The sequence below is a fragment of the Candidatus Villigracilis proximus genome (assembly GCF_016717045.1).
GTDB lineage: Bacteria > Chloroflexota > Anaerolineae > Anaerolineales > Villigracilaceae > Villigracilis > Villigracilis proximus.
In genome coordinates this window covers 81,705-97,495 of sequence record NZ_JADJUO010000009.1, presented here as the reverse complement: position 1 = coordinate 97,495, position 15,791 = coordinate 81,705, and the positions used below count along the sequence as shown (strand labels likewise).

The following is a 15,791-nucleotide window of genomic DNA, read 5'->3' as shown; positions in this document are numbered from 1 at the left end:
TCGCGTATTGGTCTTTTACACAAGTAGAAAATTCTTGCTCAGCAATAAGTTTTGAACATTCTTTACACACGAACCAGAATAAAAATAGTTCTAAAAAGAGCTGCGAGAATTTTCTCTCACAGCTCTTTCGACCTACCTTGTAAATTGACACGACTTTTTCCTACGGCAGACCAAAAGCCTTAACGAGGAACACCGCCATCTGTGCGCGGGTGACTGAGTCATCGGGACAGTAGTTACTATTGCCACAGCCACTGGTGATGCCATATGCCACTAGCTGCTTGATAAAGGCTGCGGCAAAGGCATCGGTGGCGACATCATTGAAGCCAGTGCTGACTCCCACGGCGGGCGGACTGTAACTGGATCCGTTCTTGGCTTTCAGTAAGAAGACCGCCATCTGCGCGCGTGTGACTGTCGCATCGGGACAGTAGATGCCAGCACCACAACCGCTGGTGATGCCTTCGGCGGCCAGTTGTTTGATCCATGCGGCTGCCCAGTAATCCGCAGCGACATCGCTAAAGCCGGTATTGCCATTCACGGCAGGCGGCGCATAGCTTGAACCGTGAATCCCTTTCAATAAGAAGACTGCCATCTGTGCGCGGGTGACAGAATTATCTGGGCAATAAATTCCCGCGCCACAGCCGCCGGTGATACCAGCGTTGTATAGGCGTTCGATGTAGCTGCTAGCCCAGTAGGTTAATGGGACATCGCTGAATGTGGCAACTGTAGCGGCTTTGCTAATCGTGTAGGTTTCGCCGCTAGTGAAGCCGGCGGATAGGGAATTGCCGGCTGTATCTTTGATAGTGTCGTCATCCAATACATTCAGGCGGATGGTGCCGCTGCCACTGCCAGTGTTAACGTTGACTGTGTAACTACTGCCCGTGCCGCTGATTCCGCTGAGGGCGGGGGAAGATACGCCGGTTGTCGTCAAAGTAAAATCGCTGATGTCTACTCCGGTGACGGTTTCAGAGAAGCTGACGGTGAAATCTACGCTGCTTGCGTTGGTTGGATTGGCGCTGGCGCGAACAATGGATGAAACAGCGGGGGCTATATTATCCAATTCATACGCACCAATATCACAATGAACTCCCTGTGGACGGGTCAATCCATTCTGCGATTGGTTATTTACAGGCGTAGCTGTACAGGTAGTATCATCGCCCGCATCAATGGCTGGGGAACCCGTGAGCAGGGCAAAGGTTTTAGTAGGACCGCCATTATCCGCCAGCGGACCCAGAGCCGGGTCGCCGCTTTGTGTTGGGAAACATGAGCCATCTTCCACCAGGTTGTTGGTGTTGGTTCCAATCGCGCCGCCAGAGTTGATACAATCTACACCAGTCGTGGAGTTGGCGATGATCGTATTGGCAAAGTTGAGTGGGCCTTGGTTGTAGATTCCGCCGCCATTGGGTGCGGAGTTGCCGGAGAGAGTGCTGTTCGTCACCGTCAGCCGCGTACCGTAATTGCTAATTCCACCGGCGGTTTGAGTTGCGGAGTTTCCGGAGAGGGTGCTGTTCGTCACCATCAATGTGCCGTCGAAGCCGTTGGTAATCCCGCCGCCGTCGAATGCGGAGGAATTTCCAGAGAGGGTGCTGTTTGTCACCGTCAGTGTACCGCCGTTAAGTATCCCACCGCCGATTCCGCCGCCACTGGTTGCGGAGTTGCCGGAGAGGGTGCTGTTCGTCACCGTCAGCGTGCCATAGTTGCTAATCCCGCCGCCGCCTAACGTGGAGGAGTTGCCGGAAAGGGTGCTGTTTGTCACCGTTAGCGTGCCGTTGTTGAGAATCCCGCCGCCAACATTTTGGTAAAGTGCTGGGCAAGAACCATTACAACGCCCATGCCGTATCGTTAGGCTATCGAGAGTCAGATTTCCGCTGCTAACCTCAAAAACACGGTAGGTGGCAGTGTTCGCCGCGCCATTGGCTTGGATAATCGTATTCGCCGCGCCGTTGCCGGTGATGACGATGGCCGTGGTGACGGGGGGCAGTTGGCTGGAAAGCGTGATGGGGTCCGTAACCAGCGCCGCGTCAAAGGTAATGGTGTCTGTGCCGCTGATCGTGTTCGCCGCGTTGATCGCTTCGCGCAGCGTGCAGTCAGATGCGCCCGCGACGTACGCGTCACACGAGCCATTCGCATCGCCATTCGTGTTGACCACAAAAACGGGTCCTGATTGCTTATTGAATTCATACGCGCCGATATCGCAGTTCGCGCGCGTTACCCCGCGTTGATCTGTAGCCGGACAATACGCATCATTCCCTGTATTGATAGCCGATGAACCGGCTAGAAGAGGAACAGTTTGCGTAAAACCACCATTATCACCAAGTATGCCAAGCAGTGGGTTTGTGAGAATGATATTTGTACAAGTACTTCCCACAGGGCACCCGCCTTGTACAACGCTATCCTCTAATACAGATGAGCCCGCCATGAAGTTAGAAATCTGCGCCCCACTTTGGCTGGCCGTATTTCCCCAGAAAATCGTATTGCAGATCTGCGGATTGCTAAAGTAGTTGCCCATTCCGCCGCCTTGACTTGCCGAATTACCAATGAGGTAACATTTGTCAATATGATTGGATTGTTGCCGGATTCGGAGTTGCTCATCCCACCACTAAAAATTGCCACATTACCGATGAAAGTGACATTTACCAATATTGGACTGCTTAAGTTTTCGTTACTCACCCCGCCGCCTGTACTGGTAGCCAAGTTACTACTGAATGTAACGTTTGTTAATCTAGGACTGCTGGAAAAATTTTCCATCCCTCCACCGAAGTCTGCGGAGTTGCCGCTGAAGGTGGTGTTCGTCACCGTTGGATTGCTAGTGTAGTTGAGCATTCCACCACCGCTATCACTATGATTAGCATAAATACCATTGGCATTGCCTGCTGTAATAGTGAAGCCATCCAAGGTCGCACCAGTTGCACCAGTAACCACATGATAAACATTCTCAGAATTGTTGGTAAACCCTACATCATCGCCATTTGAATCACCGCTCAGGGTAGTGAGATTAATTGTCGGGTTACGCTGGCCGCGTGCGGCCTCTGTTCCGCCAAACCCACCATAGACAACAACTCCATTCTTGGTTGAAAAGTGCCTGTGCGATCCATTCCTGTAGTGGGCTTGTAAGTTCCTGCCATCACCCAAATTTCATCGCCGCCAGCGGCAACAGTCAGCGCGGATTGTAATGTACAAGAAGATGCCCAGCTTACAATCTCCTGTTCCGACTGGTGAGGCATAAAGAATTTCTGCCGCATGTGCAGTGTCAGCGAAACAAAAGCTGAAAGTTAACAATAAAATAGTAATTATTTGAAAAAGCTTTCTTTTGGGAACCATGATTCCTCCTTTAGGTTGGTTATGTTTGAGTATACATCAAAAATATAAGACTTCGGATGTCTGCTTAAAAGCAGACATCCGAAGTCTTATTACTGACTACAAATTCCTTTACGGCACAAAATACTCAACGATCAACTGCGGCGGATTGGATGCATCGTCACCGGCGAAGAAGGAGATGAGGTCGGCGAGTTTGTCGTTGTCATCATCCTTTGTAAATCTTAATGCTTACGGCTTCTCCAGCCCGTGCGCCTTCAAAAATTCTTCGTCATCCAAAATTTCCATTGTCAAACCATCGGCCACAACCCGGCCTTCGTCCATCACGATCGTGCGCGGAAATAATTCCTGCACCAGTTTCATATCATGTGTGGAGACCAGCATGGTAATGGGCAGTTCACGCAATAAATTAATTAATGTTCTGCGCGCGCGCGGATCAAGCCCGGCGGAAGGTTCATCGAGCACCAGAATACTCGGGTTCATCGAAAGCACGGTGGCGATGGCAATACGTTTCTTCTCTCCCACACTGAGATGGTGCGAGAGTCTGTCTTTATAAGAAGACATACGCACCGCTTCGAGCGCGGCATCCACACGGGCAAGCACTTCCGCTTCGGGCAGGCCCATGTGCAGCGGACCAAACGCCACATCTTCGAACACAGTTGGCGAGAAAAGTTGGTCGTCTGGATTCTGGAACACGAGTCCGACCATTGCGCGGATGGCAGGCAAATTGTCACGGGTGAGGCGCTGACCACCAATCTCCACTTCGCCGTGCCCGCCCAAAATCCCATTCAGGTGCAGCATCAAAGTTGATTTGCCCGCGCCGTTCGGCCCCACCAGCACAACCACAAACGCAGTCACAAAATAATCACTCGGCTTCATCTCATGCGCATTCAACGTATAAAGATGACCGGTATACCCGCGCGACAACATCGCATTGTAGATGCGGTCACTGCGTTCATAACTCCGCAAAAAGAGTTGACCTGCCATATTACCGGCGACATTGGCACGCCAGAAAACGCCTCCCCCCGACCGTTTGCCTGTTACGCTCGCCGAACGAGATTCTCTCGCCCTTAGCAGACGGAAGACTTCATCCGTCAGCACAAACAGGTAGCGGTATAAAAATGCAATGATGGTCGTGAGGATGGCAGGCACGCGCAAATGTTCCAAGGCATGGATCAGGTCTGGGAAGCGCGTGGCCGCCACCAACAACAACGCGATCTGCACCGACAGCCACGAGCGAATGAGAATACTCACGAAGCGCAGCAAACCCGCATCGGTGATGACAAAGTCCCACATGGCAATGCTAAAGTTTGCAACAGGCTTCCCCGGAATTGAAAACAAGACCGTGACGGCGATCAGCGCAAAAGGTAATGTGATCAATGAACGCTTAAGTGTATAAGCAATGCCCAGTCCTGAGAGCGCATTCGCCGCAAGTAAAAACAGCCACGCCAATCCAAAGGCCAGCCATGCGCCATCCGGCAAAAGCGCATTGGAGACAATAAAAACGATTGTCACCACCACCTTAACCCGCGGGTCAAGGTGGTGGATGAAACTTTCTTTTTCGTGATAACGATCAAAGGCATCGAAGTGCATAATAGTTTACATCCTGAGCGAAGTGACGAACGCACTCCGAGAAACGCAGTCGAAGGACAAAAGCATAAGTTAATGTGAAGATTACAATTCTTAACATCCACGTCCTTTGGCTCCGCTCAGGATGTGGATATTTCTTTTGTTTACGCTTTGGCTTTCATACCACGGCCAACAAGCATCATGATCGCACCAACAACAAATACACCGATTACTCCGGCCGCAATGGTGGAAAATGCGGTTTCACCGAGGAAGGGCAACGTGTAATCAGGGATGATCGAATACGGAGCAGATAAGCCCGTGTCAATGAATCCCATATTGATCGCCACGCGCTCAAGCCCATCCGGGTCACCGGAAGCGAGCGGAGAGATCAACACAACCGCGAGCGAGATCAACGCGCCAACTACTACCCAGCCGCGGCTGCCCTTTGCAGATTCTGAATCTGCGCCGAGTAAATCAGGACGGGTGCGCAAAATAAAAGCCAAAGCGGAGACAGTGATCAACGCTTCGCCCAAACCGATCAAAGCATGGACGCCCAGCATGGCAGGAATCACCATCTGTAAGTGAGAGGTGCCGCTTAACCAAAGGTCAAGCGAGGTTAACAAAGCGCCGGTCATCACTGAAAGCCAGGCAGCCACACCAGCCACGCCGAGTTTTACAGTTGTAGACTGGGTGGAAGCAGAACGGTAAAGTCCGTACCCAACCGCAGCGGTGACCAATCCCATATTCAAGATATTGGCGCCCATCACGACCAGGCCGCCATCCTGAAAAAGCAAACCCTGCACAGCAATGACCGATGTCATCACCAACATGCCGGCCCAGGGACCCAATACAATTGCGGCCATTGCGCCGCCCAACAAGTGACCAGATGTGCCGCCTGCTACAGGGAAGTTAATCATCTGTGCGGCAAAGATAAAGGCTGCCATCACACCCATTAATGGGATTTGTTTTTCGCCGAGCGATTTATTCGTCTTTGAAATGGCAAGACCGATAATGGCATGGAAGCCAGCCAACAAATGATGGATACGATCAGGCTTAGAAAGCCATCAGGGATGTGCATAAGAACTGGTGAGTAGTGCATGTTATTCTCCTTTTTGACAATCGGGACAAAGACCAAAAAATGTGATGTGGCTGTCGGTTAACCGATAGCCGCTCGCAGACTCTAATTGACGATAAAGTTTGGCAAGTAATGTGTGATCCACCTCCATCTCACTTCCACAATTACGGCATTTTATATGATGATGCTCATGCCGCGCGATCTCATAGACAAGATGACCATTCCCCATGTGCGCGGAGCGAACCAGTCCATTCTCGGCCAAAAACTCCAAAGTGCGATACACAGTGGTTTCTGTAATACCGTGTAATTCCTTCCGCGCCTGTTCATAGATATCAACCGGCGAGAGATGTTTGCCTGAATGATGAAGCACATGCAGGATTGTCATCCTTTGCGGGGTCATACGGTAGCCGCGAGCGCGGAGTTGGGGGGCATAGTCAGCAGCACAGGTCATAAGAATTCCTTATTGCAACTTTTTGCAATAGCATAGATTATAGAGTAACACATCAGGTGGTTTCTTACCTTAGAAATAAAAATTCCTCTTCCATAAATAGAAAGAGGAAAGATATTGAATTATTCACATCTTTGGCAAAAGATGAAGTTTTTTACGGCTCCCACTCGTAATGGATAAGCGCCGCGATATAAGGCCGGCCTGCCAGATTATCCATGCCAACGGCCCAGGTTTGCCAATCTAACCTGCCGTTTACTTCGGTGCCGGGGAAATGTACCGAATAGTAATTCAGATCAGCGTAGGGCCAAAGGGCCTGATAGGTTACTCCGCCAAGTTTGATCTGGTTACATTCAATGATCGCGCCGGGTATAAATACCTGTTGTAAGGCTGGCAGAATGATCTCCTGAAAAGAGCCGAGAGTAGATTCGCCGCTTCCAAAGGAAATTCCCCAAGTCGGCCTGGAAGGTGGTTTCAAAAACAAATTTTGCATGTTCCACATCGTAATTAACCACGTTGCCATCGCGATAGTAGCGCACGTCCATGCCGTAAGATGGGGAACGAGTGAAGCAAGTAATGGCCCATCTTTGGAGGCGATCACGGCGCAAAATGAAGTGAGTAACTCTCGTCCGCGCGGATCATCGCAGAACGGGAGATCTGCCACAGGCGCGAAGACTGTCGGTGTGGAGGTGGCAACTTGTGTCAACGCGGGAATGGGAGTAAATGTTGCAGGGGCGATCAATGTTGGTTGGGGTGTAGCAGGCATCAGGGCGGTGGGAGGCGGAGCCGCATCCACGGGGATCGAACAGGCGGTAAAAGTCAAAATGCTCAGGGTCAATACAAATATTTTGAGTTTCATTTTTCCTCTCAATAAAAAACTGGCGGAGGATTCCGCCAGTTGATTGTACTTGTATTCTATTCTTCAGCCATTTTTTTTGCGATGCGTTTGATGACTTCTGCCACGCCGCTGATCGGATTCTTTAAAGGTTTCAAAAGCCACTTCAACGATATCGGGCGCCATGCGTTTGATGTTGCGAAAACGCCGTGTAATAAACCCTTCATCGGGATTTGGCTCTTCGAGCGCGGTTTTGATCTCGGCGAGTTCGGCCTTTGCATCCTCTTTTTTGCCGGTTTGAAGTTTGGGATGCGCATCGATAAATTTGTAGATGGTTTCAAAGGACTGAGTGATATTGACGCTTTGATTCGAAACGTTGTTATTGTTGCCCATGACGATATTACTGCCATGCACATTGCCGCCGATCACAATGCTGCCGTTGCCTGCGTTTTGACCGGTTTTTTTATTTTCCTCTGCCATGCTTCCTCCAAATTTATATTATGAATCCTTCGGCGCGATCACCACGCGGAAGCCAAGATCATCATTGAACATTAACGGGATCGACCAGTTGCAAAACGATGAACGCGCGAACCATTGATATCCGATCCATGAACCGCCGCGCACGATGCGATATTTTTTATCTTCATCATACCAGGAGCGGGTCCACTCCCAAATATTGCCGCTCATATCCCACGCGCCATCAGGGCTGACGCCCTGCGGAAATGTGCAAACTGCGGTTGTGCCGCCCAGCCCCGAACCGGTCGAGTCACTATCCCATGTATTCGCGGCGGCTTTATCAAACCCTTCGCCCCAGGGATATTCGCGCCCATCTGTGCCGCGCGAGGCACGTTCCCATTCATCGTCGCGAGGCAGACGAATGGTGTATCCCTCAGGCACAGCCACGATCTTTTTGGAAAGCCAGTTGCAATAAGCCTCCACTTCAAACCAGTTCACGCCCACGATCGGCACGATCGGATTGCTCAACTCAATGCTATGCCAGTAATAGGGTGTGTTGCGTTTCGCAAGCGGACGATGTTCCAGCCAATCATGCACCACAGCTTCAAGTGTGCGCGAATCATACTTGCCTGTGCGCCACTCCCAGCCATCATGACTCCAGTATTCCTGTGTTTGATATCCATCTTCTTTAACAAATCGCGCAAACTGGATGTTGGTAACAGGATACTTGCCGATGAAGTACATATACGGGATTTCCTTCGTATCTTTCTTAACTCCGGCCTGATACTCGCCCGCAGGAATTTCCGCAAACCGATCAAGATCTCCCGGGCGCCACCCAAGCCTGCCCAGCAGCAAACTGGCATGACGCCGCAACTCAGGGCGGATCTCGCCATCCTGCATGGTGGTCAACAATGCTTGAATAACATATTCCTTGCTTTGCAGAGAGACGCCGCCAGGCCAGGTGTCGAGCACTGCATCACCAGCCAGTACCACCGCTTCGCCGGGAGGCCCGGGTTGATTATTAACCAGCGCTTCAACGACTTCCCCCGCGACCTTCGGCAACTGTTGACGAATGCCAAGATAGCCAATGGTCAGCAAAGTCACTTCACGCCAGGCCTGCTCCCCCACATGCGCCGATAATGTTTCAATGATCGGCGCGGCGTTGCCCTGTCCCATCAATGCAAGCGCAACGGCTGCCAGATATTCTTCAAAGGTTAAGTGAATAAATCCATACTCACCGGGACCGCGCTCAAGCAGCAGCGCGGCATGTTCACGCACATCTGTTAGAAACTGGCGCGCCGCCTGATGCGGAGAGGCCTCATTGCGCTCCATAAAAAGTTCTTCAAGTTTGCGGCGCATATCTTCACGCCCCACCAATCCTACACCCGGGCTGACTTCATGCATCCACAATGCAAGCGGGGCGAGGATGCGCACAGTTTGCAATTCATCAATATCACGGCCGGGGGCACGTCCGCTTAAACTGCGGGCGCGATTCCAGGTGGAAAGCAAAGTATTTACATATTGATCGTAAAGCTGCACCCGGCGTTCAGGAAGCGAAACGCCCTGCCGCTTCATCAAAGCCAGAATGGTCAACAGCAGGGGCGTGGATGCCAATTGCCGCACACCGGGATTCTGTTGAATCGAATCAAGCAGTTCGCGGCGGTCTGTTTCCGCATCTGCCTGCGCGATGGCAGTGTTGCCCTGCGCCTGTTTTTCCAGCGCGGTGGTCCAGTGTTTAATAAATTCTTCGATCTCATCTTCTTCAAAATCCACGATGGTACATTCGACAAGATCTTCCGCCGAAGGCCGCACCGCGCGATAGCCCACCACACGACTGGTCAACACAAATTTATTACCTTCACGGCGATGGAAGGCAAAAAAGTCAACCACACGCTCCACGACTGTATTCCGCATATTGATGTCGCGCACTTCGTCGAGACCATCAAGCAGAATCAGCGCCCGGCCAACTTTGAGAGCTTCACTTAACATTGCGCCAACAGGCAAGTCCGCGCCGATGCCCGCAAAATATTCGGCGATGAAATCATCAAGGCGAATATCTCTTGTTTGAAGTGCATTCGCAAATGCCGCCAATGGCAATAGAATGGGTAAATAATCGTTAAGACCAATCTTGACGCCTTCGCCGCGCGCAAGGCGTAATGCCAGATATTTTACAAAGGTGGTCTTGCCGGCGCCGGGGTCACCCAACACGATCACACCCGAATGCTGTTGTAAAACTTTCAAAAGCGGAACAGGCTCACCAAAATGTAAAAGCTCCTGTTCATCGTTGGTGATGTCACGGCCTGCCAGACTGATATCACGTTTCCATGTATCGCCTTCGGGTAATTCCATGCGCGCTTTAAGCGGCACATAAAGATCAAGAAGTTTTAGCTTTAACGGGACACGGTCTGAGATGCCCATGCCTTTTAAGCTAAGGTAATAATGGCGGTCGGTCAGGTAGGCGAGATATGCCGCAGTGGCCTCCCGAAGCTTTTCGGCTGGCATGGCAGGTTGCAGGTCACGCCAGAAACGATCGGCGAGGACGATGGTCTGTCCATGAATGATGGCACTGTCTGTCACAGATCCGCCAACAGCAATACTCTGGTCGCCCGTCTGAATTTCCTGATCGGGTTCGGCTTGTTTGGTTGTTTTCTTTGAAGGGGTTTTCTTTTCTGTCATACCCTGCCTCGTTGATTATTCAGGCAGTATACAGTAAATCCAAAAAACTGGTGTTAACCAAATTGCAAGGCAGCTTCTTTTCGACATGAAATCTCGCTAAAAAGCTGAAATAAGTTGTATATATGTAAAAAACGAAGCCCGCTCTTATGAGACGGGCTTCGGGATTGGGTTGTGCCAGCCGGTTTGTAGATCAGGACGGGTTTGGCTCTCCAAATACAATGACAAGAATATGTTGATTTAAGAACTTGGGTATGGAGTCAGTTGTTGGTGCGATCTGCCCCAATGTATACCCACCTGCGATGGGAATTTTTGTTCCCAAAATATCCTGCACAGCGGCGATCTCGATGCCGGGCTGGGCTTTAAGCAGCATTTGCCATGCAATGTCCACCAGGACAAGTGCGAAAGCCGGCTTTGCATCACCAAGTTGTAATAAGGCTTGCTGTGTCGCCTGACGCGCAGCACGTTCACAGGCCACACGGCTGCCCACCAAAAGATAGGCGTCAATACCATCACGGATGTTGGCATTCATGCGAAAACTGCCATCGGCTTCAACACGGCTCGGAGAACGCACGACCAGGTCTTCTCCCTGTTCCACACCAAGCGGATATAAACGCGCAAGGTAATTCAAAGGCGGGAAGGCCCAATCACGTGCAGGGTAACCAAAAAGTCCGGCATAGGTTTCGGATGCAGGACGGCCGTCCAATGTACGCAGCCAGAAGCCGCGAGAACGTGTCACACGAAACTGGCTTCCCACCGGGTCCCAACCGTGATCGTACCCAATTCCTATTTTTATATTCCCACGCAGAAAAGCAGCAACCAAACCACCCGTGCCGGTTTGAGTGCCAGCCATTTGATACGTGTTGCCTGTATGCAGGTCACCACTTGAAAGCCCGCCAGTGATATGCAAACCCGGTGTGACCGCGCTGCAAAACTGCTCGGCATCTCCATTGAATCCATCGGCAAAGAAAAGCAGGGATTGTCGTTCCACCCGCGCTGCGGCATGTTGCGCAACCTTTGTAGCGGTTTCACGTCCAGACTGGGCGTATCCGGGGAACCACATTGTTTCTGCTTGAAAATCGCCGCTTATAAGTGCAACCACAACCGAGTGCGGAGTTTGACCTTCCTGGGTAAATCCGGCGGGAGAGCTAAAGCCAAGCATGGGAATTTCACCCAACAAACTGCTTACACCGCTCAACACTTCACGCGCCTGATATTGATGCGAAGAGATTACCAGAGCAAGCCCCGGCGCATTTACACCCATGCGATTTAATGCTTGATGTGCAGCTTGTAAACCAGCCTCACGCCCGTCCAGTGCCTGTGCAGAACCTACAGATGAAAACAATGTCATAACGCCTCGCTACTCTTCTGCAACCGGAACTGTGATGTGGAAAGTGGTGCCTTTACGAAACTCGCTTTCAAACCAAATTTTACCGCCTTGCATTTCAACCAAACTCTTCGTAATGTTCAAACCCAACCCAGTGCCGGGAGACTTAAGCGCTTCTGGATCGTCAGAACGGAAGAATTTCTGGAACATCTTTTCCTGATCCTCTGGACTCATCCCCAACCCATCATCTTTGACCCAAAGGTGAATCACACGTGCTGCGCCTTCAGCATCCCATTGGTTCGCAGATTCCTCTGCGCCAATCTGCAGGGTGCCGCCTTCCGGCGTATATTTATAAGAGTTGCTGAGTAAATTAACGAGCACCTGAATAACACGCATTCGATCCGCCCACATCAGGGATAATTTTTCAGGCAATACGATTTTCAATATCTGTTTTTTATCTTCGATCTGGCGCTTGAGGGAACGAACTGTGTCATCAATCACCGGGGCTACTTCAGTTGCCTTATATTCAAGACGCAAACGTCCCGCTTCGATCTTGGAGTTATCATTAAGATCCGAAACCAGTGTAGACATACGCTCCACATTGGATTTGATCGTATGTAGAAAATTAGTCTGCATATCATTGATCGGACCTACAGCCCCGCCAGCCATTAATTCGGTATAGCCTTTAATGGAGGTCATCGGGTTTTTCAACTCGTGCGCCACAAACGAAACAAAGTCACTCTTGGCAAGATTCGCGCGCTGAACTTCTCCAAATAGCTGCGCATTGGAAATGGCAATGGCGGCATGATCGGTAAGACGGGTTAGAAATGCAATATCCACCTGCGAGTCACTTGTGCTTTCCAAATGAAGCAGACCGATGACTGCGGTTTCACGTCGGATGGGGATGATCATTTGTGTGTGCGCAGTGGGGGTCAATTTTTCCCGTGAAGCAGAAACTGACAATCGCTGAGGCTGACCGGTTTCCACAGCCAACAGCATGGCGGGCAATTCGATCTTCATGGTTTGATCAGGCAGATTTTCCATGCGTTCGTCAAATCCCTGATGTGCCATAACGCGCAGTTTATCTTCATCCAACATTCCGATCAGTCCCGCCTCAGCATCAGATTGACGTAAGGCCCAATCCAATGTGATGCGCATGGCGCGGTCCATTTCAAGGCTGGCATTCAATTCCCGGTCAATACGCTGCATAACCGAAAGTTCTTCAACGCGCGCCGCCAGCTCTTGATCTGTCAATGTATAAAGACGCGCGTTCTCAATCGCCACCGCCGCCTGACCTGCAAAGGCAGTGAGCAGGGTTTGGTCGTCCTCTACAAAAGGCAGGCCGTCTCTACGGTTGATGACTTCAATAACTCCGGTGACTCGATCTTTTACCTGCAAGGGGACAGCCATCAATGCGCGGCTGATAAAACCTGTCTGCTGATCGATTCCGCCGAAACGGGAGTTGGAGCGCTGTTCTTCATTTTCAATCATCGGCCTGCGCATTTGTACTGCGCGTCCCACAATCCCTGTCCCTGGCGGCAGGCGCTGACCGATCAAGTTTGCTGCGACAGGTCCCACAGTAACCTTAAAGACCAATTCACCTGTCTGTTCATCCACGAGGAATAAGCTACCCGCTTCACAATTCAAAATACCAACGGCATTCTCAAGAATATTTTGAAGCAAAGGTCCCAGTTCAAGCGTGGATGTGAGCTGCCGTGTAATTTCATTTAATGTGGAGAGTTGATGGGCGCGTTGTTGAGTCTCTTCAAGCAGACGCGCTTTCACGATCGCGCCCGCAGTTTGATCTGCAATCGCCTGCAATAGCTCAAGCTGTCCACGGGTGTAGGCGGTGGCTCCATCATGGCTGCCAATACTAAGCGCGCCAATGGATTTGGCACCCGCGTTAAGCGGCACACCCATCCATGCAAATACATTATCGAGGATCGGCGTCAGACTGCGCGCCTGACATTCACGAATGTAATCCTGTGTAATGATCTGGCGGCTTTTATTAATGACTTCAGGGCTGAGGCCGGTGCTGATCGAAAATGGTAAATTCTCACGCTCGGGAATACGTTCGTTATTCTCAACACAAAAGCCGTAATAGTAGTAATCATTGCCTTCGTTATAAAGTGTAATGTGAAAATGAGTGGTGGGGATGATCTGTGCGGTTTGGGCATAGATCAACTCAAGTACATCGTCAAAGGTCAATGTAACGTTCACGCCTTGCGAGACACGAGTCAACGCATTCATTTCCTGAATGCGGCGTTCCAGATGGGCCACGGTCTGCACTCGTTCAATTGCAACAGAAGCCTGGTCACAAATATTTTCAAGGAAGCGCAGATCACGCGGAGCATATGCCTGTCCCGACAAGCGCGCGCCCAAGGCCAGCCAGCCGTTTGCACGGTCTTTGCCGGGTAAAACAACGAACAAACGCGCACCGAGTAAAGCAAGCCGCGATTGTTCTGATTGCAGTGAATCGGGCAGAGAAGAAGCATTGTCTAAATACAGCGGCAGGCGTTCATTTTGAAAATATTGCGCAAATGTACTGGTGGCTGTGAACCGAATATCGCTTGTGGGGCGGTGATCCTCTGAGGGAAGGGCGGCGAAAAAGTCGTTGAGAGAATCATATGTGTAGACGTGGATCCTGCTCGGGCTTAAGGTGGATGCGATCTGTTCGCGCAGAATCAGGCCGATTGTGTTGAGGTCCAATGCAGTGGTAAGTTTGCGGGAAAAATCCTGAAGTTGCTCCGCAAAGGCGCGTTCACCACGGAAGAATACAGTATCTACCAGCGACTGCAAACGCGTGCGAAGCGGCTCAAGCACAATAACCAACACAAAGATAAAAATGCCCACCAAATAAACATTATTCGAAGGCAGGTTGGTATTCAACATAAAACTGATGCCTGTAACAAGCAGAGCATATCCGCTTATGACCGACACGGTAAGCAGAGCATACATCACCCCGCGACGCACCAGATCGTCTGTACGCAGGAACTTAAAGCGCATGATGTTGTAACCGATCACAACCGGGAAGATGATCACTGGCAGAAACAAATAGGGTGAAAAATTAAGAGCCAGCACACCGCCCAGGGCAAGCCAGATACTTAGCGGAGTAAAAGAAACCACTGTGCCAATAAGAATTGCACGCGATTGGGTTTTCACAACCGGGGACTGCGCGTAAAAGGCATAATATAAATTTGCGCCAATAAGAAACAGGACACTTAACGCGACAAATATATAAATAGTTCTCCAACTTCCAATGTAAGCTGTTGGATCGTTAAAGTTAAACAGTGTTGGAGTTGCAAAAAGCGCCAGCATCACCCCGGTAAACAATCCGACCCATCGCAGGTATGGATAGCTAACCAACAAACGCGGACTCTGCGGAAATGAAAGTCCAAGTGCCACCATAGCCCCGCCCGCAACCGCGCAGCCGAACATCCAAACGACTGTAAATTCGTGCGTTGTTGTAAGATTAAACAAAGCCCCTGTGGCAATGGCAACAGAGGATGCAAAAAGTGAAAACGCGCGTCCAGCAGGTTCGTTGCGTCGCAAGCCAAAAATCCACAGACTGACGATCAAAAAAATAAAACTAATAACAGTGGGAACAACCAGATACAGGGTGATGCTTTCTGATGGGAACAAATTTAACTTTACATTCAGATCACGCGTTTCTCCATTGACAAAATGCACTGTGATCGGAATGGTTTCCCCAGGGAAAAAGTTGCCTTTTATTACCTTGCTGACATCTGCATGACTCTGAACCGGCACATGATTCACCGCAACCAGTTGGTCGCCACTGGATACCAACGCGTTCAATTCCCAGGCGCTCCCCTTTTGAACAGGGCCGGTATCATTAAATACCAATGTGTGTTCATAAAAAGAACCAATAAATGGCTCCTTAACCCATCCAACTGCCAGATAAATGCCTGCAAAAAAAACAAACAAGGCAACAACTTGATAAACAAGCACAATACCGGCGAGAATATTGGTGAGATGCCTATTAACGGGCATCGCTTTTTGAAGCATACTGGGTTGCAATTCCTGAGCGCTCATAGTGATGAGATTTTACACTACAACCACGACAACAGTGTATGGTACT

Annotated in this window: 10 protein-coding genes; all 10 read right to left on the bottom strand. The window is 50.4% G+C overall.

Translation table 11 applies throughout. The annotated features are described in order from the left end of the window. Positions 1–160: 160 nt before the first annotated feature. Complete coding sequence (locus tag IPL71_RS11540; protein ID WP_345321704.1) at positions 161–2,365, bottom strand: choice-of-anchor Q domain-containing protein; 2,205 nt, start codon at positions 2,363–2,365, stop codon at positions 161–163. A 29-nt stretch (positions 2,366–2,394) separates the two neighbouring features. Next, positions 2,395–3,129, bottom strand: coding sequence for a hypothetical protein (locus IPL71_RS11535; protein WP_345321702.1), 735 nt, complete (start codon positions 3,127–3,129; stop codon positions 2,395–2,397). A 414-nt stretch (positions 3,130–3,543) separates the two neighbouring features. Beyond that, positions 3,544–4,905: a cobalt ECF transporter T component CbiQ gene (cbiQ, locus tag IPL71_RS11530; RefSeq protein ID WP_345321700.1), complete on the bottom strand. Its 1,362-nt coding sequence runs from the start codon at positions 4,903–4,905 to the stop codon at positions 3,544–3,546. A 140-nt stretch (positions 4,906–5,045) separates the two neighbouring features. Then, positions 5,046–5,912 carry an energy-coupling factor ABC transporter permease gene (locus IPL71_RS11525; protein ID WP_345321698.1) on the bottom strand — a complete coding sequence of 289 codons (867 nt, stop codon included), beginning with the start codon at positions 5,910–5,912 and terminating at the stop codon, positions 5,046–5,048. A gap of 69 nt (positions 5,913–5,981) precedes the next feature. Then, positions 5,982–6,407 carry a Fur family transcriptional regulator gene (locus tag IPL71_RS11520; protein WP_345321696.1) on the bottom strand — a complete coding sequence of 142 codons (426 nt, stop codon included), beginning with the start codon at positions 6,405–6,407 and terminating at the stop codon, positions 5,982–5,984. 151 nt (positions 6,408–6,558) lie between these two features. Next, positions 6,559–7,260: a hypothetical protein gene (locus tag IPL71_RS11515; protein WP_345321695.1), complete on the bottom strand. Its 702-nt coding sequence runs from the start codon at positions 7,258–7,260 to the stop codon at positions 6,559–6,561. Positions 7,261–7,323: 63 nt separating this feature from the next. Beyond that, positions 7,324–7,716, bottom strand: coding sequence for a hypothetical protein (locus IPL71_RS11510; protein WP_345321693.1), 393 nt, complete (start codon positions 7,714–7,716; stop codon positions 7,324–7,326). Between the two features lie 18 nt (positions 7,717–7,734). Then, positions 7,735–10,368 (bottom strand): NACHT domain-containing protein, encoded by a 2,634-nt coding sequence (locus tag IPL71_RS11505; protein ID WP_345321691.1) that lies wholly within the window; start codon positions 10,366–10,368, stop codon positions 7,735–7,737. A 190-nt stretch (positions 10,369–10,558) separates the two neighbouring features. Continuing rightward, positions 10,559–11,716, bottom strand: a complete 1,158-nt coding sequence (locus IPL71_RS11500) for an FIST signal transduction protein (protein ID WP_345321689.1) — start codon at positions 11,714–11,716, stop codon at positions 10,559–10,561. Positions 11,717–11,725: 9 nt separating this feature from the next. Next, positions 11,726–15,718, bottom strand: coding sequence for a GAF domain-containing protein (locus IPL71_RS11495; protein WP_345321687.1), 3,993 nt, complete (start codon positions 15,716–15,718; stop codon positions 11,726–11,728). Between the last annotated feature and the right edge of the window lie 73 nt (positions 15,719–15,791).